Here is a 23,985-nt window from a genome sequence, read left to right as displayed (position 1 = left end):
TGTTTTTAAGGAAGGTGTGTCAACACACCTTCCTTTTTTTTGAAATAAATAGTAGGTCGTGTGTACCCGGTTTCGCGGAAGCGTTCGTTTTAATTTAAAATTAAGATCAGTATGTGTTCTGCTAACAATTGGAGTTTATGAGAAAGAGAGTATTTGCTTTTTTTTGTGTTATCATGTTACATGTTTCGCTTTGGGGACAGGAGACGAGGAGGCGGGAGCAACCGGAGCGGAGGATTACGATAGAGGAGTGTCAACAATGGGCGATGGATAATTATCCCGCCATCCGGCAGCATAGTTTGTTGGAACAGAGCCGGGAATACACGTTATCGAATATTTCGAGGGTGTATATGCCGGAATTCAGTTTTTCCGGAGTGGCATCATGGCAGTCGGAGAAGATGGAGCTGGATTTGAAGATGCCGGACCGGGTGAATGTCAGCGTGGATTTGAACGAGGTTGCCCAAAGGCAGGACCTTGATTTGCCGACGGTGAATGCACCGGTGGCGATCCCCCCGATGACGATACCCGTGAGCGACCGGGATCGTTATAGTGCATCATTATCGTTGAAACAGGCGTTGTGGACCGGGGGAAGGATGAAAGCGGGGAAAGAGATCGCTAACCGGGAGATTGATATGATGCATGCCGGGTTGGACGTCCAGTTATACGAGATCAAGGATCGGGTGAAACAGTTGTATTTCGGATTGTTGACCATCGAGGGAAGAGAGAAACAGTTGGACCGGGCGGATGAGATCCTGGACAGTTTGCGGGTACGTGCCGAGGTGGCTTTGAAAGAAGGGGTGATTTACGAAACGGATTTGGATGTGATTGACGTGGAACGTATTAAATACGAACAATCGCGGGTTGAATTGGAAGCCAAGCGGGAAGCTTGTTTGAACGTGTTGTCGACGTTGATCGGCCGCCCGTTGTCGAAAGAGACCGAATTACAGGTCCCGCTCGTGGAGGTGCCTGGGGGGAATGAAGAAGTGAAGCGACCGGAATTGAGCTATCTGGATAGTAAAATCAAACGGCTGGATGCCGATTTGAAGATGCAGAACGCAGAGATCATGCCTAAAATCGGTTTGTTCGCGATGGGTGGATACGGTAAGTCGGGATTGAATACGTTTGACAGTGATTTCAAGCCTTATTTTATTGGCGGGGTGATGGTCAGTTGGAATTTCGGAAAATTGAATACCCGGGGAAATGACCGGAAATTGATACAGGTACAGCAGGAGAGTGTGAGGAACCAGCGGGAGAGTTTTATTTTCAACACGAAGATGGAGGTATTGATGCAGGACTCGGAAATCAGGAAGTTGCAAGAGCTGTTGAAGAGTGACGAGGAGACTGTGCGTTTGCGGGAGAGTATCCGGAAAGCGTCGGAAGTGAAGTACGCGAATGGGGTGTACACGATCTCGGAGTTGATCGCAGATGTGAACCAGGCATTGATTGCCCGCCAAGAGAAGGTGTTGCGGGAGGTGGAATTGAAGATGATGGTATACACGAAGAGGCTTACGATAGGGGAATTTTGATTTATGATTTTTGATTTAATGATTGGAGAAGATGAAGAATAAGATTTTGAGTATAGCGGTTTTAGTGGCTTTGGGAGTTGGTTGCAAAAATAAAACGGAAGAGCGGGATGCCTCGGGAATGTTTGAAGTGAGGGAGGTCATCGTGTCGTCGGAGATGAGCGGGAGAGTGGAGCGTTTGGAGGTCATGGAAGGAGATTATATCGAGGCGGGTAAAGTGGTCGGCCTGATAGATACGATGCAGTTGCATTGGTTGAAAGTACAGGCGCAACAGGCGGTGAAAGCAGTGGACGAACGTATCCCGAATTTGGATAAGATGTTGGAAGTGTACCGTTTGAAGGTGAAAAAAGGGGAGAAAGAATTAAAGCGGGTGGAACGTTTGTTGGAAGGTAAAGCGGCTACCCAGAAACAGTATGATGACGTGAAAGCGATGGTGGACGAGGGACGTTCGGCATTGGCGGGCCAAACCCATCAGGCGGAGGTGATGATCGCGGGGGCAAAGGCAGAAAGCGAGGCCATTGCTTTGAAAGTGGACCAGATAAATGACCAGATCCAGCGTTGCATCATTGTAAACCCGATCGAGGGAACGGTATTGGCAAAGTACACGGAAGAGAAAGAGTTGGCAGCCCCGGTAAAGGCTTTGTATAAAATCGGGGATTTGAAAAATATGACGCTTCAGGTTTACCTGGAGGGTGGACGTGTCGGAGGATTAAAAGTGGGAGATCCGGTGCGGGTGTTTGCCCAGTTGGGGGGAGGAGAAGAACGGGAGTACCGGGGAAAAATCACTTGGATCGCCTCCGAGGCGGAGTTTGTGCCTAAAACGGTGCAGACCCAGGACGAACGGGACAATCTGGTGTACGCCGTGAAAATACACGTCGAGAACGACGGTTTTCTGCGGGTCGGAATGTATGCCGACGTGAAATTTTATACCCGATGAATCAGGCTATGATTTTGGCGGAAAACATCGGCATGACGTACCGGCAGGTATTGAAAGAGATTGTCGCCTTGAAGGAGATCTCGATCGAGGTGAAGGAGGGAGAAGTGTTCGGGCTGATCGGGCCTGACGGGGCAGGCAAAAGTACCTTGTTCCGGATATTGACAACGCTTCTTCTGCCCACCCGGGGAAGGGCTTTCGTGGGAGGATTCGACGTGATCGACCAGTATCGCGAGGTGCGGAATATCGTGGGATATATGCCGGGAAAGTTTTCCCTGTACCAAGATTTATCGGTGGAAGAGAACCTGCATTTTTTTGCCAACGTGTTCGACACGACGATACAGTCCAATTATGACCAGATAAAAGACATATACGAGCAATTGGCTCCTTTTAAAAATCGAAAAGCGGGCGCTTTGTCGGGAGGGATGAAGCAGAAACTGGGCTTGTGTTGTGCCTTGATTCATAAACCGAAGGTGTTGTTTTTGGATGAGCCGACAACGGGAGTTGATCCCGTTTCCCGGAAAGAGTTCTGGGATGTCCTGAAGCGGTTGGGCAAGGAGGGGATGTCCGTATTGGTGTCGACGCCTTACATGGATGAGGCCCGGTTGTGTGACCGGATCGGGCTGATTTTTCACGGGAAGCTGTTGGCCGTGGATACGCCGGAGCGGTTGATCCGGAAACACGATAAAAAATTGGTCGCTTTCCGGTCCCGGGATATGTATCGGTTATTGCGGGATATCCGGGAAGAACCGGGGGTTTATTCCTGTTTCACGTTCGGGGACTCGCTTCACACGACTTTCCGGGAGGGAGATTATCCCGTGGAACGGTTCGCGGTCTCCTTGCGGGAGGCGGGACATGTCGGGGTGGAGTGGAACGAAATCGAGGCGGGTATAGAAGATTATTTTATGATGTTGACAAACGATATTAGCGATGGAACGGGTCATTGAAGTAGAGCATTTGGAAAAAAAGTTCGGGAACTTCACGGCGGTAGACCATATCAGTTTTCACGTGGAGCGGGGAGAGATATTCGGATTCCTTGGGGCGAACGGGGCGGGAAAAACGACTGCCATGCGCATGTTGTGCGGGTTGAGCAAACCGACTTCGGGAACGGGACGGGTGGTCGGGTTCGATATCGCCCGGGAGTCGGAAAAGATAAAGAGGGGTATTGGTTACATGAGCCAGAAGTTTTCGTTGTACGAGAATTTGACGGTGCGGGAGAATATTCGCCTGTACGGGGGAATTTACGGGATGAGGCGTTCGGAGATCCGGGACAAAATGGACCGGGTGCTGGGAGATTTGGGCCTTCTGGAAGAGCGGAATACGCAGGTGCGTTTACTGCCGCAAGGGGTGAAGCAGCGTCTGGCGTTTTCGGTGGCGGCGTTTCATGAACCGCAAGTTGTATTTTTGGACGAGCCGACGGGTGGCGTGGATCCTGCCGTGCGCCGGATGTTTTGGGAGTTGATTTACCAGGCGGCAGCCGACGGGATAACCGTGTTTGTTACCACTCACTACATGGACGAGGCGGAGTATTGCGATCGGGTGTCCATCATGGTGGACGGGCGGATCGAGGCATTGGGCACGCCTGCTGCGTTGAAGCAACAATATGGCGTTCCCGGGATGCAGGAGGTTTTTTATTTACTGGCACGACGGGCCCAAAGAAAGGACGGATGAAATGAAGATAAGGACATTTATAGATCAGTTTTTTGCTTTTACGCGGAAGGAGTTTTATCATATCCTTCGCGACCGGAAGACACTATTGGTATTGGTGGTTTTGCCGATTTCGCAGTTGTTGATTTTTGGTTTCGCTTTGAATAGCAGTTTGACCGAGATGCCCACGGCGGTCCTGGATATGTCGAATGATAGGATGAGCCGTCAGATTGTGGCGGAGATAGATGCCAGTTCCACGTTTAAAGTGGTAGAGCACGTGAGTTCTATGGACGAGGTGGATGAATTGTTCAAAAGAGGGGACTTGTCGCAAGTGTTTGTGTTTATGCCCGGTTTCGAGAAAGAAATCAAGCGGACGGGAGTCGGGAACGTGCAGGTGATCATGGATGCCAGTTTACAGATTAACGCATCCACGCTGGAATCTTATATATTGGCGACATTATTGAATTACCAGCGGAAGATCAATGCCGGAAGGGAGTTGCCGATACAGATTATTCCGGAAATAAAGATGCGGTACAATCCTCGGTTGAACAGTGCTTTTCATTTTGTGCCGGGAGTCATTGGCATCGTGTTGATGCTCGTGTGCTCGATGATGGCATCCCTCGCGATCGTGAAGGAGAAAGAGTCCGGCACGATGGAAGTTTTACTGGTATCCCCCGTGCGACCGCCGGTGATTGTTTTGGCAAAATTAGTGCCCTACTTGCTGGTTGGCATGATTAATATCGTGGTGATTCTGCTCATATCGGTCACTGTGTTGAAAGTGCCGATAACGGGGAATATCTTTTTACTGTTTTTTATCGGCATTGTTTTTACCCTTTCCTCTTTGGCTTTGGGGATTATGGTGTCGGTGTTGACCAAAACACAACGGAGTGCCATCATCATTTCCATCGCGGGACTGATGCTTCCGGCAATCACGTTGTCCGGGTTTATTTTCCCGTTGGATTCTTTGTCTTTAGGAATGAAGGTGATCGTGCATCTCATGCCGGTAACGCTGTTTATTTCGGCAGCACGGAATATCATGATCAAAGGATTGGGGATGGATGCTGTCTACCCGGAATTGTTCGGGTTATTGGCGATAACGGTAGTTTTGATTGTCATTAGTATCAAATGTTTTAAAAATCGGTTGTCATGAGGATGTTGGGCTTTTTATTACAAAAAGAGTTTATTCTGATATTTCGGGATAAAACGATTTTGTTGATCTTGTTTTTGATCACGTCAATCCTTTTGTTTATTCTTCCTCCTGCCGCTAAAGTGAGGACATCCACGATTGCTTTGAGCGTGGTGGATCATGACCGCACGAGTACTTCCGCCAGTTTCTTGCGGAAGTTGACGAGCTCGAATCACTTTCGGATAGGGGCTTACGCGGATACCTACGAGGAGGGATTGAAGGTGTTGGAGAAGAATAAGACTTCCGGAATCCTGGAGATTCCGAAAGGTTTCGAGAAAAATGTCACGGGGCGTACCCAAGCGCCGATTATGCTGGAAATAGATGCCGTTAACGGTGTGACAGCGGGACTTTCTTCGTTTTATTTCTTGCAAGTGCTGGAGCGATATATATGGGAATACGTGGACGGATTCGGTTTTCAACCGGGTTTCAGGATCGAGTCGCAGGAAGAGATCATGGCCCGCATGGAAGCGGAGGCGCAAGCCGAAATGACGAAGCGGGCAAAAGAGAGCGCGGAATCAGAAACACGGTTGGCACGCTCTCGACAGCTGATGTCGTCACGGGCGGAAATGGAATCGCCATTGCAGGAATCGTTTGAGATTCAGCAGGCAAACCCATCTTCGGAGACGGCGAAGATGAATGAATGGGACAAAAGGGAAGAAATCACGGTATCCGAGTTGGCAATTGATGCGGGGAAGGCGGATGTGGAGATCCCACTGATAGAAAAACCGTCGGATCCGGAGTTTGAACAAATCCATGTGGCCGTGGATTACCGTTATAATCCGGATGGAGAATCCAGCCTGTACCAGATTCCTTCCCTGTTGGCTATTTTGGTTTGTATCATCGGGGCGGTATTGTCTGCATTGAATATTGTGACGGAAAAAGAGAACGGTACCATCGAGCAAATGAACGTGAGCCCGGTGAAACGAAGTGCTTTTATATTCTCGAAGATTATTCCTTCGTGGATTATCGGCATGGCGATTCTTACCCTCGGATTGATCATCGTGTGGGCCATGTACGGGATTGTTCCCCAGAGTAGTTACTGGTGTATTTACTTGGTTTCGTTCCTTTTCCTTGTGTCGATGGTCGGATTTGGCGTATTGATTTCCACGGCTTGCCGTAATCAACAGCAGGCGATGTTGCTCTGTTTTTTCTTTTTGTTGATTATTTGTTTGTTATGTGGCATGTGGACGCCGATTGACAGTATGCCGGGATGGGCGAGGGTGATCGCAGACATAAATCCGTTGCGCTATTATATCGAGGTGATGCGTCTGTTTTTTGCCTATGGCAGTGAGTTAAGGCATGTGTTGCCCCAGGTAGGAGCCTTGTGTGTTTTTATTGTTGTATTTAATAGTTGGGCGATTTGGAACTTCCGAAAAGCCAGATAGATAATTTTAATGTTTAAATGTTGTATGTATGAAAAAAAGTATTGTATTTCTACTGGTACCTTTGATTTTGTTCTCTTTTTATGGAGTGGCGTCGGGTGCCGGGCAATCAAAAAATGAACAGGAGAAGAAAAAGGGCAAGCAGGAGACGGTTTCTGCCAAAAAGACGTCCGACAAGCCGAAGGCAAAACCGGTAAGCAAGTATGATAAGTTGTTCAACACGAAGGAACATGTTGCCACGAAGGGAGGTTTCATGACCTTGCATAAGGTGGGCGATAAACTGTACATGGAGATCCCGTTGAAATACATGGGGCGCGAGATGTTGCTCGGGTCTACGGCATCGGAGTCCAGCAACCCGATGTTTTGCACGAACGGTTTCAAAACGAATACTCCCTGGCATATTAAATTTACTTTTGAAAAAGATACTACCGTGTATATGCGTAGTGTCAACGCGGCTCTGGATTTACAGGTGGACAAGGAGCGCGGGAAGTTATTGAAACAAAGGAATTTTATCGACCCGTTGCTGAAGGTTTATAAAGTGGAAGCGTTCAATAAAGACCGTTCTGCCGTGGTGATTAACGTGACCTCGTTGTTTACGGGGAGTGATTTCTCTCCGGTGAATCAAGGCGGGGGACAAATTACGATTAATGCATCGCCTTTGAAGGAGGGAACAAAATTGGATGAGATAAAAGCGTTTGAGGATAACGTGATGGTTTCCACGTGGTATGCTTACAATGTGACCGTCAAGAGAGGACGTTCGACGTTGGTGAATAATGCCCCGTTGTCGGTAAAAGCCACTCGTTCGTTGCTGTTGTTGCCGGAAAAGAAAATGCGTCCGAGATACCCTGATTTCAGGTTGGGTATATTCCAGACCGGGAAACATTGTATCACGGAGGTCGAGGACCAATTGCGCAATTATTCTCTCGTGAATCGTTGGAGATTAGAGCCTAAGGATCCGGAGCTTTACAAAAAAGGCAAGTTGGTGGAACCCGTGAAACCGATCGTGTGGTATGTTGACGATGCTTTCCCCGAGTCGTGGAAAGAACCGATCAAGAAAGCTGTTTTGCGCTGGAACCAGGCTTTCGAGAAGATCGGCTTTAAAAATGTCATGCAAGCACGCGAATTCCCGAAAAACGATCCGGATTTTGATCCCGATAATTTGAAATATTCTTGCATCCGGTATATTCCCTCGAATACACAGAATGCCATGGGCCCCTCTTGGGTTGACCCGACAACGGGGGAAATTATGACGGCTTCGGTGATTGTTTACAATGATATCGTGAAGTTGATCAATCATTGGCGTTTTGTTCAAACGGCACAGGTGGATCCTCGCGTGCGCGCTAAAAAGATGCCGAAGGATGTGATGGATGAGTCGATCACTTACGTGGTGACTCATGAAATCGGGCACACATTGGGATTGATGCATAACATGGGGGCTTCCAGCGCTTACCCGGTGGATTCCTTGCGTTCGGCAAGCTTTACCCGGAAGTATGGAACTACGCCTTCTATCATGGATTACGCTCGGTTTAATTATGTGGCACAACCCGGGGATAAAGGGGTGAAATTGACTCCTCCGGATTTGGGCTTGTATGATGAATTTGCCATCAAATGGCTGTACACGTATTTCCCCAAGGCAAAAAACTCGGAAGAGGAATTTGAAATATTGGAAAATTGGGTGGACGAGAAAGCCGGGGATCCGATTTATCGTTTCCGCAAGCAACAAATGTATTCAAGAATTGATCCTTCCGCGATAGAGGAAGATTTGGGTGATGATCCGATAAAAGCGGGTGAATACGGGATTAAAAATTTGAAATATATTCTGGGCCATTTGAATGAATGGATCAAGGATGATCCGGATGCCATGCACCGGAAAGCGTTGTATCAAAGTATTGTAAACCAGTATGCCCGTTACATGATGAACGTGGTTTATAATGTCGGAGGGGTTTATTTGACAGACGTGAAAGACGGTTCTCCGGAGAAGGGGGTAGAGCCGGTCCGTCGCGAAAAACAGCAGGCTTCCTTGAAATGGGTATTGAAACAGTTGAATGATTGTGATTGGTTGGATAATAAAGAGGTGACGGGAAAATTCGGTTTGGATATCGCATTTTCCGCACGACTTCAAAATTTAGCAATCATGGCTTTGCTTAAGGCGAGCCAAAACGTGGTGTTATCATCGCATATTTCAGAAAATCCGTACACGCTGGAAGCCTATTTCGATGATTTATATCATGGCGTATGGGAGAGTGCCATCACGAACCGCAAGGTAACCCAAGCCGACATCATCATGCAAAAAGGCATGTTGGCTTTCATGAAACAATTGTTGAAACCGTCCCCCGGTTTGGCCGGACTTTTAGGAGGAATCACGAGCGAGGCGGGTGTTCCTTCTCTGGATGAAATGGAACTGTACGGTTTGAATGAAATGGAACTGATCGGATCTGACGGGGAATACACTCGAAATGAAGAAGAGCGTGAAATCTTGAATAGCTTCGGGTTGGGATACGGTTACGGTTGGCAGCGTCCCGTGAATACCGAACTGATTGATGGCACGTTGGCTAATTATTGCGCTATCGGCATGAAATTGCGGACATTATTGCTCGAAAGAGCGATGAATGCCCCGGATGAGGTTTCAAAGCAGCATTATCAAGCCATGTTGTTTATGTTGATGCAAATGACGGAAGGAATAAAAATTTGATGAATATGAAGAATACGGTATTGTTATTTGTCGTGATGCTATTGTGCATCACGGCAAACGCCCAAGAAGGAGTTAAATTTGAAGAACTGACGTTTAAAGAGGCTTTGGCTAAAGCTAAAGCGGAGAATAAACTTGTTTTCATGGATTGCTACACTTCGTGGTGTGGTCCGTGTAAAAAGATGCTGAATACAGTTTTTGTCAAGAAAGAAGCCGGTGATTTTTTCAATTCCCGTTTCGTGAATGTGAAGTACGATATGGAAAAAGGGGAAGGGATCGAGTTGGCAAAGCAATTCAATATAAAAAAATTCCCTACATTTTTTATATTTCGTCCGGACGGCACGATTCAACACAAAATCGGCGGGGCGGGATCCTTAAATTCATTTTTGAGTTGGGTGGAAAGAGGCTTGAACGAGAAAACTTCTTTGGATTATCTGAATAAATTGTATGAAAAAGGACCGATGGATAAAAAGCAATTGTTAGATTATTATCGGACGCTTGCTTATGCCGGAGAAAATGAAAAAAGTAATACGGTATTGGGTGAATTGAAGGGGAAATTGGATACAAAGGATAGATTGCAACCTGAATATTGGTTTCTGTTGAAAGAACGCCCTTATGGCTCGGAAGAGTGCAATTTTGTTGTGTCAAATTATTCCAAATTGAAGGAAAATGTTGGTAAGGAAACCGTTGATGGATATTTGGAAAGCAGGTATCATAAGATTTTAGATCAAGTGATACAAAGAGAGGGGGGAAATAACGAGAAAACGATGAAAGAGTTTTTTGAGCGGATCACAAAAGAGTGGGCTTCGATGAAATGGGAGCCGGAGAAGAGATTGCAAAATAAAATGAAGCTGCTTCAAGCTTGTCTTGCCCAGGATTCCGAGAGTATTTATGCTTGCCTGGACTTCGGGTTGAATAAACAAGAAAACCCGAAGTGGAATTTTGACGTGTGGGTATTGTTATCAGCCTTGGATTTTGTCAATGCAAGTGGAGAGAAAGTTGATGTCCAAAAACTTTTTGCCTTAGAAGAGAGAGTGAGTGGATATTTCTCTTCTTCTGCAAACACGCGAAAAAGAGTTCAAGCCTATTTTGAAAAATTTAGGTAATCTGAAAAGGCTTTTCTGATCAATTTGTTATATGAATTAGAATGGGAGGTGTGTTTTGACACACCTCCTAGTCCATAATGTCCATAAAGTCGAACCTTCGGTTCTGAAAGTTTATAAAGTCAAACATCATACAAAATATTACTTCTCGTGACGGTTCATGATGTCTGTTTGGCGATCTATTGAAGCCTGGTGAATGGCTTTGAATACCCGTTCCACGAGTTCCACGGGGAGATTATTTTTGCGGGCTTCGTCTATGACTCGGGAAAGAATGTTTTCCCAGCGGTCGGGTTGGAGGATGGTAATGTTGTTTTGTTTTTTATAATGACCGATCTCTTCGATGATCTTCATTCGATGGGTCAGGGCTTCCAGGATGGAGTTGTCGAGGGTGTCGATTTTCTCCCGGAGTTCCTCGATAATTAAATGACTGGAGGAGTTGTTCGGGTGAGCATCCCGAATGATGAGTTGCTTTAAAATATCATTTAATTGCTGTGGCGTAATTTGCTGAGCGGCATCGCTTAGTGCGCAATCCGGTTGGATATGGGATTCGATGATTAACCCGTCGAAACCTAGATCCATGGCTTTTTGGGATATTTCCTGTATGTATTCCCGGTGCCCGCTAATGTGACTGGGGTCACAAAACAGGGGAAGTTGTTTGATGCGTCGCTTTAACTCGATGGGGATTTGCCATTGTGGTGTATTGCGATAGCGGTTGCTGTTGTAAGAAGAAAATCCCCGGTGTATAGCTCCTAATTTTTTTATCCCGCATATATAAAGGCGCTCGAAAGCTCCCACCCAAAGTTCGATGTCGGGGTTAACGGGATTCTTTACTAAAACAGGGATATTGACTCCCTTGAGAGCTTCGGCTATTTCTTGAACGACAAAAGGGTTGGCAGTGGAACGGGCTCCGATCCAGAGCATATCGATTCCTTGTTTCAAGGCAGCTTCCACGTGATGGGCATTGGCGACTTCCGTGGCGACTTTTAGTCCTAATGTCTTTTGAATGTACTGTAACCAAGGTAACCCTTTTTCGCCGACCCCCTCGAAGCAATTGGGACGGGTGCGGGGTTTCCAGATTCCGGCTCGCAGAACTTCTATACCGTTATTTTTGAGAAGAGTAGCCGTATTGAAAAGTTGTTCTTCACTTTCCGCACTGCAAGGTCCCGCGATGACTAGTGGGCGCTGTAATCGCGAGAAGAGGTTCCACTCCGAACAAGGTTGAATATCCAGTTGACAAGCCATTTTGATCTTTTTCTCTGTTTACGAGTCCAAAGGTATTCTTTTCTTTTAAAAGGAAGGAGAAAAACGGGATTTGTTTGATTGTAAAACTTGTTTTATATTTGCATTACGCATTTTGCATAACGCAAAATGCGTAATGCAAATATAAAACCAAAAACTATGGAGAATGTAAAGAATCCATTTTTAGTGACGGGTTACTTGTCCCCGGAATATTTTTGTGACCGGGAAAAAGAAACAGAGAGAATAATCTCGGCTATGGATAACAATCGGAATATTACGTTATTGTCGTTACGTAGGATGGGAAAAACCGGATTGATTAAGAATGTTTTTTACTATTTGAAAAAAGAACGCCCTTTTAGATTGCTTTATGTTGATATTATGGCAACAAACAATATGGCGGAACTGGTTCGGGAACTGGGGAATGCTGTGATTCGGGAAGAAAAGGAACGTTCTGCAAATTTTTTGAACAAGTTGATTACCTTTCTTTCTGGAATAAGGGCTAAAGTTGTATTTAATGATATTACAGGAATGCCGGAAATCGAGGTTGATTATCGGAAGCCCCAGGAGGCAGAAAAGGGATTAGCCGCCTTGTTTGATTATTTAGAATCTCAAAAAGTAAAATATGTTGTCGCGATAGATGAATTCCAGCAAATTGTTAATTACGCGGAAAAGAATGTCGAGGCATTATTGCGGAGTAATGTGCAGCAATTGACGAACGTGAATTTTATATTTTCAGGGAGTAATAAACATTTATTAATGTCCATGTTTAGTGATTATGGACGCCCTTTTTATCAAAGTAGCGATTTTATGTTTCTTGATCGGCTGGATCAAGAAGTTTATGCCGATTTTATTTTAAAACAATTTGTTCGGTTCCGGCGGACAATAGATAAGGAACTCGTTTTGGAAGTATTGTGGAATTACGATACGTACACGTTTTATACTCAATTCATGTTTAATCGTATTTTTGAAACAGGTGTGAACAATATTACCCGGGATTTGGTTGAGCACGTGAAGGAGAATATTATGCTGGAACGTGAGTATGTATATTATAATTATAGAAATCTGTTGACGGATAATCAATTTAACCTGCTGAGAGCTTTGGCGAAAGAAAATGGTTTCGAGAAATATATGTCGAAGGATTTCCTCGCGAAATATAAACTGGGGCAAGCCAGTTCGGTTCAACGATCAATAAAGGCTTTGCTGGATAAAGAAATGATTTACGAAGAAAAAGGGTGTTATAAAGTATATGATGTCTTTTTTTCAAAGTGGCTGTCGGTGTAAAAGAAAAAGTCTAACTTTGTAGGAATAATTTGAAAAGGAAAGATGATGACTAACGAGGAGAAAAAACTGTACTTGCTGGATGCTTACGCTTTGATTTACCGTTCGTATTATGCGTTTATCAATAATCCCCGGATCACGACCACGGGAATAAATACGTCGGCGACCTTTGGCTTTTTTAATTTTTTACTGGAGATCATAGAGTTGGAGAAGCCGTCGCATCTGGCTGTTGTTTTTGACCCGGAAGGTCCGACGTTCCGGCACGTGATGTTCCCGCAGTACAAGGCGCAACGTCCTCCTATGCCGGAGGATCTGAAGAAATCTATTCCTTATATCAAAAAGATTATCAAGGGGTTAGGAATTACTGCCATTACGGTAGATGGTTTCGAGGCGGATGACGTGGTGGGGACTTTGGCAAAGCGGGGAGAGAAAGAAGGTTTTCAAGTATATATGATTACCCCGGACAAGGATTACGCCCAACTGGTGAGCGATAAGGTGTTTATGTACAAACCGGGACGTGCCGGAAACAAGTCGGAGGTGTGGGGAATTCCGGAAGTGCTCGATCATTTCGGAATAGAGCGGGTGGAACAGGTAATCGATATACTTGGGTTGATGGGCGACACGGCGGATAACGTGCCAGGTTGTGCCGGGGTTGGACCGAAAAGTGCGGCAGCTTTGATTTATAAATACGGGAGTATTGAAGGAATATATCAACATATAGAGGATCTGAAGGGAAAGCAGAAAGAGCGTTTGCTGTGTTGTCAGAATACCGTGTTTTTGTCAAAAGAGTTGGTCACGATCAACACGGAAGTACCCACGGACGTGAATGTGGTTGATTTATCTTTGGGAGAGATAAAGGATGATGTATTGAAACCGCTTTTCGATGAATTGGAATTATTCTCTTTGGCGAAGCGGGTATTCGCGATAGAACATGACGAACAGGTGGTAGATACGATACATCCCGAAGAGGTGAATTATCAGGAATTGACCACCGAGGGAGAGCGACAAGAGTTGTTGGAGTCTTTGAAAAAAACTCCGGAATACGTGTTGAACGCTATTTTCGGGGATGGGACGATTTATAATTCTTACCCGGATTACCTGTGTTTCTCGGTAGCTTCCAATAGCGCTTGTTATTTTCGGCTTCCCGCGGCAAAAGGGGAGGCAGAACAGATTATACGGTTGTTTGCCCCCGTTTTTGAGGATGAGAAAAAAGTTCTGATTTCCAATGATGTGAAAGATGATATGATTTGGTTGAGAAGAGCGGGAATCGAGATAAAGAACCGGATTTTTGATATTAAGATCGCACACTACGTGTTGCAACCGGACAGTTCGCACGAATTAGAGCGGGTAGCGTTGGAGTTGTTGAATTATCGTTTGATAAAAGGGGATAATACTGAAAATCCACAACTGTCTTTATTCCCGGAAGAGGGGGGTAAAAAAGACAAGGATTACGCCGAGCGAACGGATATCCTTTTCCGTCTGAAAGGGAGGTTGGAAAGTGCTTTAATGGATGTCGGGCTCTATAAATTGTTTGAAGAGTTAGAAATGCCTCTTGTCGCGGTTTTGGCTGATATGGAGTACGAGGGGGTATCCATCGACAAAGAAGCGTTGAAAGCATTGTCGGAAGAGTTGAAAGGAAAGATCGCCGAGGAGGAAAAGATTATTTACGAGATCGCGGGGAAAGAATTTAATATCAGCTCCCCGAAACAGCTTGGGGAGATTTTGTTTGACCAAATGAATATTGACCCGGGAAATAAAAAGACAAAAACCGGGCAGTATAGCACTTCCGAGCAAGTACTCTCGAAACTGGAAGAAGCGCATCCTATTGTGGGGCATATCTTGAATTATCGAGGGTTGAAAAAATTGTTGACTACTTATGCCGAGGCTTTACCTACTTATATCGATTCGGGAACCGGAAAGATTCACACGCATTTCAATCAGGCGGAAGCTGCCACGGGGAGGTTGAGCAGTTTGAATCCGAATTTGCAGAATATCCCGATTCGGACGGAAGAAGGGCGGAATATCCGGAAGGCTTTTATCACGGGTGATCCGGACTATGGCTTTTTCTCTGCCGATTATTCCCAGGTGGAATTGAGGTTAATGGCTCATTTAAGCGGTGCACCCGGTTTGATTGATGCATTCCTGAACGGTGAGGACATACACGCGGAAACTGCTTCAAAAATATACCATGTGCCCTTGGATGAAGTCACTCCCGAGATGAGGAGAAGGGCGAAAACCGCTAATTTCGGGATTATCTATGGGATTTCAGCCTGGGGATTGGCGGAACGGTTGAAAATTTCCCGAAAAGAGGGTAAGGAACTGATCGACGGATATTTTAATTTATACCCGGGAGTGAAACGCTATATGGAGGAGTCCGTGGAAAAAGCCCGGAAACAGGGATACGTGGAAACCATCATGGGGCGCCGCCGTTATTTGAGGGATATCAATTCCAGGAATGCCGTGGTTCGGGGTGTAGCGGAAAGAAATGCCGTAAATGCCCCGATACAAGGCTCTGCCGCGGATATTATCAAGAAGGCGATGATTTGTATCCATCAAAAAATTAAAGAACGGGGGCTGCGTTCCAAGATGATTTTGCAGGTGCATGATGAGTTGAATTTTAAATGCCACCACGACGAGATCGAGGAACTGAAGCAGTTGGTCGAGGATTGCATGGAACACGTGGTGAGTTTGGCGGTACCCTTGACGGTCGGTACCGGGTACGGTAAAAACTGGTATGAGGCGCATTAAAAGGTGATTTATAGACGAGAGTAAATATGTTAGAGGAACAAGTTGTGGACAGTGTGGCGCAGGTGCGGGATTCGATTTGGTTCCCGGCTTCTTTGGTTGAAGAGGTTTCCCGGATGCCGTTACCGCCTTTGGATACCATCTCGGATTATGTTGGTTTGGTTGAGGGGACTCCCTTGAAGGGATGGGATATTCATTTTACTTCGGGGATTCTAATTTACATGGTGTTTTTTCTCGTGCTCGTGGCTTGGCTGCGTTTGCAGGGGCGGGGATTTTTGTCGTCGGTTTATTTTTATTTCTTTAGTCGGAAAAAAGATGCGGCAGTACTGTCGGAGGGGGCACGGCAAAATTATGCTTTTATATTTTTATCGATTTGCCTCTCTTTTTCGTCTTTGGCGATGGGGATTGCGTTTTTCACGAGTCTGTCTTTCGTTTTTTCAAACGCGTTATTTTATTTTCTGATTATATTCGGCTATCATATCGTGTACATGGGAGTGGTACGAATATTTGGCTGGACATTTAACAATCGGCATTGTGCTTCGGATGTTATATTAAATTTGCGGGTGAGTGGTATCGTGTTGGGGCTGTCGATTTCTCCCTTGGTATTGGCATTGTTCTTCGTAACGCCTTCTGCGGTAGGAATGTTGTTTCACGTGATTTTGACCTTGTTCGTTATTCTTTTGATTTTTAGATTTATAAGATTGATTAAAATATTATATGGTTACAAAGTTTCTATTTTATATATGATTTTGTACCTTTGTGGGCTCGAAATCGTACCGATACTTGTGTTATACAAATTGTTGGTATAGTTGAGAATGTTTGGTTAAATTTAAAACAGAAAATTTTGAAAATTAAGAAGATATTAGTTTCGCAGCCCAAGCCGACAACTGAAAAATCCCCGTATTTTGATCTGGCTGAAGAACTTGGATTGAAGTTAGAGTTCAAGTCATTTATTAAGGTAGAAGGCGTTACGGCAAAAGAATTCCGCCAAGAAAGAATTAATATATTGGATTTTACCGGGATTGTTTTCACGAGTCGTACTGCTATTGATCACTTCTTCCGTATTTGTACAGAAATGCGGGTAACAGTTCCCGATACAATGAAATATTTCTGTATATCAGAGGCAATAGCATTCTATTTGCAAAAATATATCGTCTATCGTAAACGGAAAATTTTCTATGGAGACAAGAAAGTAGAGGATATGACAAAAATCTTGTTGAAGCACAAAACCGAAAATTTCTTGGTTCCCGTTTCTGATGTTCACAAGGAAAATATTCCGGCATTAATGGACGAATTGCGCTTAAAATACACGAAAGTAGTATTTTATAGAACGGTGGCAAATGAAGTGGCAAAAGAAATTCCGGATTTGAAGGAATTTGATATTATCGCGTTTTACACGCCTGCCGGAATCAAGTCATTGTTCCAGAATTATCCGGACTTCAAGCAAGATACAACAATTATTGCAGCTTTTGGGGAAGCTACTGCCGAAGCTGCCGTCGAAGCCGGGTTAAGGCTTGATATAAAAGCCCCGACGGAGAAAGCTCCTTCTATGACCATGGCGTTAGAGCAGTTCATTAAAGCTTTTAATAAAGAGAATAAAGCAAAATAGAAAGGGATGGACATCAGACGATGTCCATTTTCTTTGTATGTTTGTATTCAGATATGGAAGAAACGATTGAATACACGTTTAGTAAAGAGGAACGCTTGTGTCGTAAAGGCAGTTTCGAGGAGTTGATAGCCTCGGGGCAAAGTTTCGTGAGCTACCCCCTGCGAGTGGTATTTCGTTTTTATCCAAGAGGAGAAAAAGATGCCCCGGCTCGTGTTGCGATAAGTGTTTCCAAGAAGCGTTTCAAGCGGGCGGTGAAACGCAACCGGGTGAAACGGTTGGTTCGGGAGGGGTACCGGTTGAACAAACATACTTTGTATACCGCTATTCCGGAAGATAAAACAATGGATATCTTGTTTATATACTTGCAAGATAATATCTTTGAATTTCAGAAAATAGAAAAAGCGATTACCGGTGCTATTAAAAAACTTATGGTCTATATTGAAAAAGATACTGGTGGGGATATTGCTGATTCCCATTAAATTTTATCAGCTTTGCATCTCCCCCTGGACGCCCCCGAGTTGCCGTTACACCCCGACGTGTTCGCAATATGCTGTGGAGGCGTTACGAAAGCATGGACCTATAAAAGGATTGTACTTGGCGATTAAACGGATATGTTCCTGCCACCCGTGGGGAGGTTCGGGATACGATCCGGTGCCTTGAAATTTGCTATTTTGTCGGATATGTACTATTTTCGCTAGATTTTGATATTAAAATAAGGTTATGAGAAAAAATACACGCATTATTATTTTCATCTCGGGAGTGTTATTATTAGCTTTCGGGGCGTTAAGTTTGAAGGAAGATGACAAGAGATTCCAGATAAGCAAAGGGTTGGATATTTTTGCTACGCTTTTTAGGGATGTAAATCTTTTTTACGTGGATGATGTCCAGCCGGAGAAGATGGTGAAAGACGGAATCGATGCCATGTTGAAAAAATTGGATCCTTACACGGAGTTTTATCCCGAATCCCGGATGGATGAATTCAAGATGATGACCACGGGAGAATATGCCGGAATCGGTTCGATCATCGGGGTAAAAGGGGATTACGTGGTGATTCGTGAGCCGTATCGGAACTCTCCTTCCAATAAAGCTGGGTTGTTGCCCGGTGATTTGATTTTAGAGATTGACGGGGAGAATATGAAAGGCAAGACCGTTGAATACGTGAGTTCCCGTTTGAAGGGGCAACCGGGTAAAGAGGTCGTGTTGAAAGTACAACGTATCGGGGAAGACAAGCCCATGGAGAAACGGGTATTGCGTGAAATAGTGCAAATGCCGAGTGTGCCTTATCATGGGATGTTGAATGATCAGACCGGATATATTTATTTTACCAGTTTCACGGACAAGTCTGCCGATGACATGCGAAAAGCGATTATGGAGTTGAAGAATAAAGGGGCACAATCATTGATACTTGATCTTCGTGGAAACGGTGGCGGATTGCTCGATCAGGCGGTTGAGATAGCCAGTTTCTTTTTGCCGAGAGGTTCTTTGATCGTGAGTACCAAGGGGAAGATGAAGCAATGGGATAAGGAATACAAGACAACTAAAAATCCGTTGTTGCCGGATATGAAGCTTACCGTGCTGATCGACCGTGCTTCTGCTTCTGCTGCCGAAATTTTATCCGGTGCTTTGCAGGATTATGACCGTGCCGTTGTTTTGGGAGAGCGTTCTTTCGGGAAAGGATTGGTTCAGACGACTCGTGATTTGGTGTACAACACGAAATTGAAGGTTACTACGGCAAAATATTATATCCCCAGCGGACGTTGTATCCAAGCCGTAGACTACACGCATCGCAACCCGGACGGGAGTGTGGGTGTGATACCCGATTCATTAATCAAACCGTTCAAGACGCAAGCCGGGCGTACTGTATATGACGGAGGAGGAATCACGCCGGACATCAAGATCGAACCGGAAAAATATGCACGGGTTTCCCAGGAATTGGTAATGCAGGATATGGTTTTTGATTTCGTGAATGAATACGCGGCAAAGCATTCCTCGTTGCCTTCTCCTTCTGAATTCATCTTGACAGATGAACTGTTCAACGAGTTCAAAGCATATTTGAAGACGAGGGAGTTCGAGTATGAAACGGCTACTCAGGCAATGTTGGATAAACTGGTAAAGACAGCAAAGGATGAGAAGTATTATGACCAGATATCCAAACAAGTGGAGCAATTAAAGAAGGATTTGGGACACTCCATCGATCGAGATTTGGACACGTTTAAAGACGAGATATCGGATATATTAGCGGACCAGTTTATGGAACGTTACTATATGCAGGATGGCGTGATAGAATATCATATCCGTAATGATAAGCATATCGCCAAAGCCTTGGAAGTTTTGGCTAACGACGAGGAATATCAAAAAATATTGAAGTAGACTGAAAAAATAGATAGTAGTTTTTTGAAATTCCAAAAAACTACTATCTTTGCACCGCAATAAAACAATTGCCCTATTGTGTAATGGTAGCACTACAGATTCTGGTTCTGTCTGTCTGGGTTCGAATCCTAGTGGGGCAACAAAGTAAAGAAACCTCTTGATGGAAAAGTCAAGAGGTTTCTTTATTTTGTAATTTTAAATTCTGGAATTAAAGAGGCTTTCCTGAAAAAAGGGAATCAATTTTACTTCTCGGGCTTTAAAGCCCGAGGGCAATATATTTTTCGCGATAGTTCCGTTTTCCATGATAGCAATAAAATTAAAGTGCTAGACGAAAACCAATACCATTGCTTGTGATACAAGCGCTGGCATAGGTCCGGAATTCTACACGACAATCCATATCCCCCCAAGCTCCTCCTCGTATGGTCCGGAAATGTCCGGAAGAAGGACCTTTTGGGGAGGTTTGTGCCTCGTTTGTATAATTACCGTACCAATCCTGGCACCATTCCCAGACATTTCCGTTCATATCATATAATCCCAACTCGTTTGGCGTGCGGTATCCTACAGGATGAGTCGTTTTGTTCGAATTTTTACCATACCAAGCGACACTGTCTACATCGTTGCTTCCGGAATAAATATATCCCTTGCTTTTTTTACCGCCACGTGCGGCGTATTCCCATTCTGCTTCCGTGGGTAAACGAAAATTCAAGCCTGTTAATGCGTTTAATTGCCGGATAAATTCCTGGCAATCATCCCAGCTGACATATTCTACTGGTAAATGTTCGCCTTTAAATTTAGCAGGATTCTTCCCGGTTACCGCTTGCCATTCTGCTTGCGTTACCTCGTATTTTCCGATATAATAATCCTGTGGTAAAGTTACCGTATGAGCTGGTTGTGCCTGATCGTAACCGTTATCTACACCCATTTGAAAGCTACCGCATTTCACTCGGACCATATTTTTTATTAATTTCTCTAATACCGCTTTTTGTGAAGGGGTTACTGATGATGCCCATCGTACGGTTCCTATTTTTTGCGAACAAAGGTCATTGTCCGATTTTTGTACACCTTTTGCCGAGATTTGTTGCGTTCCTGTATAGAGACAAAGGCAACACCATAAATAAATTAATCGTAATTTCATGTTTTTAGTATCAAATTAGATAATGAGTTGAATAATAATATATTTACTGATAGAATAGCTTTATAACTCCATGGGCAAGGTTACTTTTAAAGTTGCTTCAGCCTCTTCCAAAGGCAGGCAAGAGTCATCGCTGCAGGTTTGATAACTGATTTTAGCCTTAATCTCGAAGTCTCCTTGTAAATCTGGATCTACTTTGATTTCTTGAATAAAATAAAGCAGTTTTCCATCATAGATCTCATTTGCTCCATGCAATTTTACTGGTGGTAAAACCATATCTCCTGATTTTTCAAATCCTTTAGGTAGTTCAATCTTGATAGAAACCGGATATTGATTCGCATTTATTTTGTTGTCAGAGTACAGATGATACGTTCCGCTGGTTTGAAAACTGATGCGTAAATATAATTTTCCATCTTGGGGATATACTTGGCAGAAGTGCTTGACTGGAACATCTTTCCTCTGCCTTATTTCAGGTTTCTTTGCAGCCGGTTTATCATATAAAAATTCGCGGGCTTCTGCTTTCATAGGTATCGGTACGGCTTTTTGAGAGTTGTTTTCTCCAAGAAAGACAAACACGAATCCTCGGTGACGTAAGGTAAGGTATTTCCAATCATCTAATTTCCCAATTAAGTGCTTTTTATCGAACACTTTGTTATCTAATTTTTCTTGCAATTCATTTATATCCTTGTAATATTGCAATGATTCGCCGGTATCTTTTCCTGGTGAAGGGAGCCTCAAGTCACTTAACCATTGCCAATATATCTCTGTAGCCCCCTCGAAACTGTTTATGGTAGGGATAGAAAGACCCATGATAATATCTAGAATCCCATCGTGATTATAGTCCACCACTTGAATATGCGGAGAACAACCGGGTAATGCTTTGCTACCGTCCGGAACAAGAAAGAGCGGGCGAGCGTGCTCAAATCGTAAACCGTCATTCGTGTTTACTCCGCGAAGGAAATACACACCCAACTCTCCCGGTCTGGTATATTCATCCGTAGCGATGATATCCAATATGCCATCTCCATCCCAGTCAACAGGATTTAAATAACAATGGGTTGATCTAGAACAAGCGTTTACTGCATCTAGATCTTCACCAGTTGCAATTCGGATTCCGGGTTGTCGTCGAGTATGCAAGATAGTTCCATCCACGTGAAAAAGGAATTCCCGCCTACCGAATTTGGGTTCTTCCTTTGTACCTATGTTCAAAGCTACACGGTAACCACCGCTTCCTGCTACAAACAGATCTAGCAAACCATCGCCGTTGAAATCTGCTAGTCGAGCAGAGGAATAATTCCAGTATGCCCAAGATTCCGGCGACCAACAAGGTTCTTCTGTCGTAAATTGTTTACCGTTTTGATAACCAAGTTGCGGGATATGTCGCCCGGGTTCAAAACCTTGCTCTCCCCCTTTCCACCAAGTGATGACACCTGGATAATATTGTCCGGAAACAATATCCGGATACCCATCGCCGTTTACATCCACAATTTGTGGGTGTATCCCGATGCAACACCATTGATTATTGGAAATAATATTGCCATTTATGTCTGTAGCATAAAACCATTTGCCTGTAAATTTAGGTTTACGAGCTGATCCAATATTTAAAAATACTTTAATCCGCGATTCCCCTGTCAGAAATTCTCCGACCAATAAATCCGGTTTCCCGTCCCGATTCCAATCAAAAATAGTGGGATAGGCCAACCCGTGTTCTTCCGTACGGATCTCCCGCAGTGAACCGTCTACCTGAAAGGGTTGTTGCAACACGGGAGCTCCCGGGATGGGAGTAAAATAAAGTTCTTTCATTTTGGGAAAATTCGTTGTCCGAGAGTCCAATAAAGTACTGTCTGCCGGAAGCGGAAGTTTTAAATTAGGCAACTTTTGAGCCGATGAGGAATATATTCCCCATATATTTAAAACTGAAAATAAAATAATTACTTGAATGATACGATGTTTCATCATGTTATTAATTAATAAGAATTTATGTAGTTTTATACCATTTTTCACCTTGGATACTTTTGAGAATGATTCATCTTCGTTTATTAATTTTTCTTGTATTCTTCCAGTAATTTTTCCAAGCGTTTTATTTCTGTAGAATCCCCCTCTATTTGCACGTTTTTAAAAGCATCTTGGAGCATCCAAATACCATTTTTTTTACACTCACTTGCATACCTGATGAGCAACATTCCCTCTTTTTCATAGGCAGAATTACGATTTACCTCTATGTTTGATAGCACATGAAAGGCATCTATTCCGTTCTTAAGTATTCCGATTTCTGTGACATTGCTTTGGTAAATGTGTTCTGCAATCGTTTTTAAAATTTCAGCATATTCTCCGCAAGGAGTACGTCCCTTTTGCAGAACAGCATATTGTTTCTGTAATTCCGCAAAGTAGGATTCTGCTTGTTCGTTTTTTTTATTTTCTAACATACATATATAACGGAGAGCGGAATTATCCGGAGTATCTGGAAGCATTTCTAGTAAATAAAGTGCTTTGGCGTATTCCTGTCGGGTCATGTAATTTTTAACGTTCTCCATATTGGCTTGAATATTTTCTTCCGGAAGTACTTTTAAAGCCCAAATGGCTAAATCGATCAATCCTGCTGTCGTTGGATTCCAACCATTCCAGCGTCCCCGGATAATGCCGTATTCATCAATTAATATAACCGTAGGATGAGTTCCCCGAATAGATTCACAACAAGCATCTGCTGCTTTTCCTTTTACCATAGGATAGCTTATTCCCTTGCTTGTCCACCATTTTTCTGCTTCTTGTTCTTTCTTGAGCGATCTTTCATGCGCATCAACGCCAATAACTTGTACGTTGTTATACATCGCAGGATGGTGTTTTATTACTGAATCAATGTCACAAGAGAGTAAGCGACAGGCAGAACACCAAGTTGCCCAAAAATTCAACACAACAAACTGACCTTTTAGGTTTTTGCTATTCAGTTTATTATTGAAATGGAAATTTGGCATCACATGTCCGATTTGCTCATAGAACTGTGTTTGCCTGCTTTCTTCGCGTGTTAGATATCCCCTAATCCAGCTTGCCTGCCCGTATTTTAACATATAGCTATTTAAGGCATCGTAATTTTGTGATCTGAGGGGAATGAATATCAACACGCTAATACATAGTAGAAATATTTTTTTCATAT

17 protein-coding genes, 1 tRNA gene and 1 pseudogene are annotated in these 23,985 nt (G+C 44.1%); 15 read left to right on the top strand and 4 right to left on the bottom strand.

The window, feature by feature from the left end; genetic code table 11:
- Positions 1 to 137 precede the first annotated feature (137 nt).
- The 7 genes and pseudogenes from BN8899_RS08910 to BN8899_RS08875 all read left to right on the top strand — a co-directional run bounded on the left by BN8899_RS08910 (position 138) and on the right by BN8899_RS08875 (position 10,464).
- Entirely contained in the window at positions 138 to 1,523 is a 1,386-nt protein-coding gene (locus BN8899_RS08910; protein WP_231932302.1) for a TolC family protein, read from the top strand.
- Positions 1,524 to 1,554: 31 nt separating this feature from the next.
- A complete protein-coding gene (locus tag BN8899_RS08905; protein WP_065219142.1) occupies positions 1,555 to 2,457 on the top strand; it encodes an HlyD family secretion protein in 903 nt (300 codons plus the stop codon).
- Positions 2,454 to 4,125, top strand: a pseudogene (locus tag BN8899_RS21350) (ATP-binding cassette domain-containing protein). The gene BN8899_RS08905 and the pseudogene BN8899_RS21350 overlap by 4 nt, the downstream one beginning before the upstream one ends.
- Before the next feature lies 1 nt (position 4,126).
- Positions 4,127 to 5,251, top strand: a complete 1,125-nt coding sequence (locus tag BN8899_RS08890; protein ID WP_082986972.1) for an ABC transporter permease — start codon at positions 4,127 to 4,129, stop codon at positions 5,249 to 5,251.
- Positions 5,248 to 6,672 carry an ABC transporter permease gene (locus BN8899_RS08885; RefSeq protein ID WP_065219141.1) on the top strand — a complete coding sequence of 475 codons (1,425 nt, stop codon included), beginning with the start codon at positions 5,248 to 5,250 and terminating at the stop codon, positions 6,670 to 6,672. The genes BN8899_RS08890 and BN8899_RS08885 overlap by 4 nt, the downstream gene beginning before the upstream one ends.
- 28 nt (positions 6,673 to 6,700) lie before the next feature.
- On the top strand, positions 6,701 to 9,361 hold the full coding sequence (locus BN8899_RS08880) for a zinc-dependent metalloprotease (protein ID WP_065219140.1): 2,661 nt from the start codon (positions 6,701 to 6,703) through the stop codon (positions 9,359 to 9,361).
- Positions 9,362 to 9,366: 5 nt separating this feature from the next.
- A complete protein-coding gene (locus BN8899_RS08875; RefSeq protein ID WP_187376829.1) occupies positions 9,367 to 10,464 on the top strand; it encodes a thioredoxin family protein in 1,098 nt (365 codons plus the stop codon).
- Between the two features lie 138 nt (positions 10,465 to 10,602).
- On the opposite strand, the gene BN8899_RS08870 is transcribed toward BN8899_RS08875, so the two are convergent.
- Complete coding sequence (locus BN8899_RS08870) at positions 10,603 to 11,703, bottom strand: bifunctional 3-deoxy-7-phosphoheptulonate synthase/chorismate mutase type II (protein WP_065219138.1); 1,101 nt, start codon at positions 11,701 to 11,703, stop codon at positions 10,603 to 10,605.
- 156 nt (positions 11,704 to 11,859) lie between these two features.
- Between BN8899_RS08870 and BN8899_RS08865 the strand changes: the two genes are divergently transcribed.
- The 8 genes from BN8899_RS08865 (at position 11,860) to BN8899_RS08835 (ending at position 19,842) form a co-directional block, all read left to right on the top strand.
- Positions 11,860 to 12,981, top strand: a complete 1,122-nt coding sequence (locus BN8899_RS08865) for an AAA family ATPase (RefSeq protein WP_065219137.1) — start codon at positions 11,860 to 11,862, stop codon at positions 12,979 to 12,981.
- A 45-nt stretch (positions 12,982 to 13,026) separates the two neighbouring features.
- Entirely contained in the window at positions 13,027 to 15,726 is a 2,700-nt protein-coding gene (polA, locus tag BN8899_RS08860) for a DNA polymerase I (protein WP_065219136.1), read from the top strand.
- Positions 15,727 to 15,752: 26 nt separating this feature from the next.
- The gene (locus tag BN8899_RS08855) at positions 15,753 to 16,532 is read left to right on the top strand and encodes a DUF4271 domain-containing protein (RefSeq protein ID WP_082986970.1); all 780 of its coding nucleotides are present in this window, start codon (positions 15,753 to 15,755) and stop codon (positions 16,530 to 16,532) included.
- A 35-nt stretch (positions 16,533 to 16,567) separates the two neighbouring features.
- On the top strand, positions 16,568 to 17,332 hold the full coding sequence (locus tag BN8899_RS08850) for a uroporphyrinogen-III synthase (RefSeq protein WP_018337908.1): 765 nt from the start codon (positions 16,568 to 16,570) through the stop codon (positions 17,330 to 17,332).
- Between the two features lie 53 nt (positions 17,333 to 17,385).
- A complete protein-coding gene (rnpA, locus tag BN8899_RS08845) occupies positions 17,386 to 17,811 on the top strand; it encodes a ribonuclease P protein component (protein WP_040371660.1) in 426 nt (141 codons plus the stop codon).
- Positions 17,771 to 17,992, top strand: coding sequence for a membrane protein insertion efficiency factor YidD (gene yidD / locus BN8899_RS20370; protein ID WP_071595984.1), 222 nt, complete (start codon positions 17,771 to 17,773; stop codon positions 17,990 to 17,992). Before rnpA ends, yidD begins: the two co-directional genes overlap by 41 nt.
- A 60-nt stretch (positions 17,993 to 18,052) precedes the next feature.
- Entirely contained in the window at positions 18,053 to 19,702 is a 1,650-nt protein-coding gene (locus BN8899_RS08840; protein ID WP_065219135.1) for a S41 family peptidase, read from the top strand.
- A gap of 69 nt (positions 19,703 to 19,771) precedes the next feature.
- Positions 19,772 to 19,842 (top strand) — tRNA-Gln (locus BN8899_RS08835).
- 176 nt (positions 19,843 to 20,018) lie between these two features.
- Here BN8899_RS08835 and BN8899_RS08830 read toward each other — a convergent pair.
- The 3 genes from BN8899_RS08830 to BN8899_RS08820 form a co-directional block, all read right to left on the bottom strand.
- On the bottom strand, positions 20,019 to 20,654 hold the full coding sequence (locus tag BN8899_RS08830) for a formylglycine-generating enzyme family protein (protein WP_148375339.1): 636 nt from the start codon (positions 20,652 to 20,654) through the stop codon (positions 20,019 to 20,021).
- Positions 20,655 to 20,897: 243 nt separating this feature from the next.
- Positions 20,898 to 22,838 carry an FG-GAP-like repeat-containing protein gene (locus BN8899_RS08825; RefSeq protein ID WP_148375337.1) on the bottom strand — a complete coding sequence of 647 codons (1,941 nt, stop codon included), beginning with the start codon at positions 22,836 to 22,838 and terminating at the stop codon, positions 20,898 to 20,900.
- Between the two features lie 35 nt (positions 22,839 to 22,873).
- Complete coding sequence (locus tag BN8899_RS08820; protein WP_065219132.1) at positions 22,874 to 23,983, bottom strand: TlpA family protein disulfide reductase; 1,110 nt, start codon at positions 23,981 to 23,983, stop codon at positions 22,874 to 22,876.
- Positions 23,984 to 23,985: the final 2 nt, after the last annotated feature.

It is taken from the genome of Butyricimonas sp. Marseille-P2440 (assembly GCF_900091675.1).
Classification (GTDB): domain Bacteria; phylum Bacteroidota; class Bacteroidia; order Bacteroidales; family Marinifilaceae; genus Butyricimonas; species Butyricimonas synergistica.
Note: the sequence above shows the minus strand (reverse complement) of the source record. Positions and strands in the feature narration are given on the sequence as shown.

Coding starts and splice junctions, on each gene's coding strand:
- BN8899_RS08910 (WP_231932302.1), top strand. CDS start 138: ATGAGAAAGAGAGTATTTGCTTTTTTTTGTGTTATCATGTTACATGTT.
- BN8899_RS08905 (WP_065219142.1), top strand. CDS start 1,555: ATGAAGAATAAGATTTTGAGTATAGCGGTTTTAGTGGCTTTGGGAGTT.
- BN8899_RS08890 (WP_082986972.1), top strand. CDS start 4,127: ATGAAGATAAGGACATTTATAGATCAGTTTTTTGCTTTTACGCGGAAG.
- BN8899_RS08885 (WP_065219141.1), top strand. CDS start 5,248: ATGAGGATGTTGGGCTTTTTATTACAAAAAGAGTTTATTCTGATATTT.
- BN8899_RS08880 (WP_065219140.1), top strand. CDS start 6,701: ATGAAAAAAAGTATTGTATTTCTACTGGTACCTTTGATTTTGTTCTCT.
- BN8899_RS08875 (WP_187376829.1), top strand. CDS start 9,367: ATGAAGAATACGGTATTGTTATTTGTCGTGATGCTATTGTGCATCACG.
- BN8899_RS08870 (WP_065219138.1), bottom strand. CDS start 11,703: ATGGCTTGTCAACTGGATATTCAACCTTGTTCGGAGTGGAACCTCTTC.
- BN8899_RS08865 (WP_065219137.1), top strand. CDS start 11,860: ATGGAGAATGTAAAGAATCCATTTTTAGTGACGGGTTACTTGTCCCCG.
- polA (WP_065219136.1), top strand. CDS start 13,027: ATGACTAACGAGGAGAAAAAACTGTACTTGCTGGATGCTTACGCTTTG.
- BN8899_RS08855 (WP_082986970.1), top strand. CDS start 15,753: ATGTTAGAGGAACAAGTTGTGGACAGTGTGGCGCAGGTGCGGGATTCG.
- rnpA (WP_040371660.1), top strand. CDS start 17,386: ATGGAAGAAACGATTGAATACACGTTTAGTAAAGAGGAACGCTTGTGT.
- BN8899_RS08840 (WP_065219135.1), top strand. CDS start 18,053: ATGAGAAAAAATACACGCATTATTATTTTCATCTCGGGAGTGTTATTA.
- BN8899_RS08830 (WP_148375339.1), bottom strand. CDS start 20,654: ATGGTCCGAGTGAAATGCGGTAGCTTTCAAATGGGTGTAGATAACGGT.
- BN8899_RS08820 (WP_065219132.1), bottom strand. CDS start 23,983: ATGAAAAAAATATTTCTACTATGTATTAGCGTGTTGATATTCATTCCC.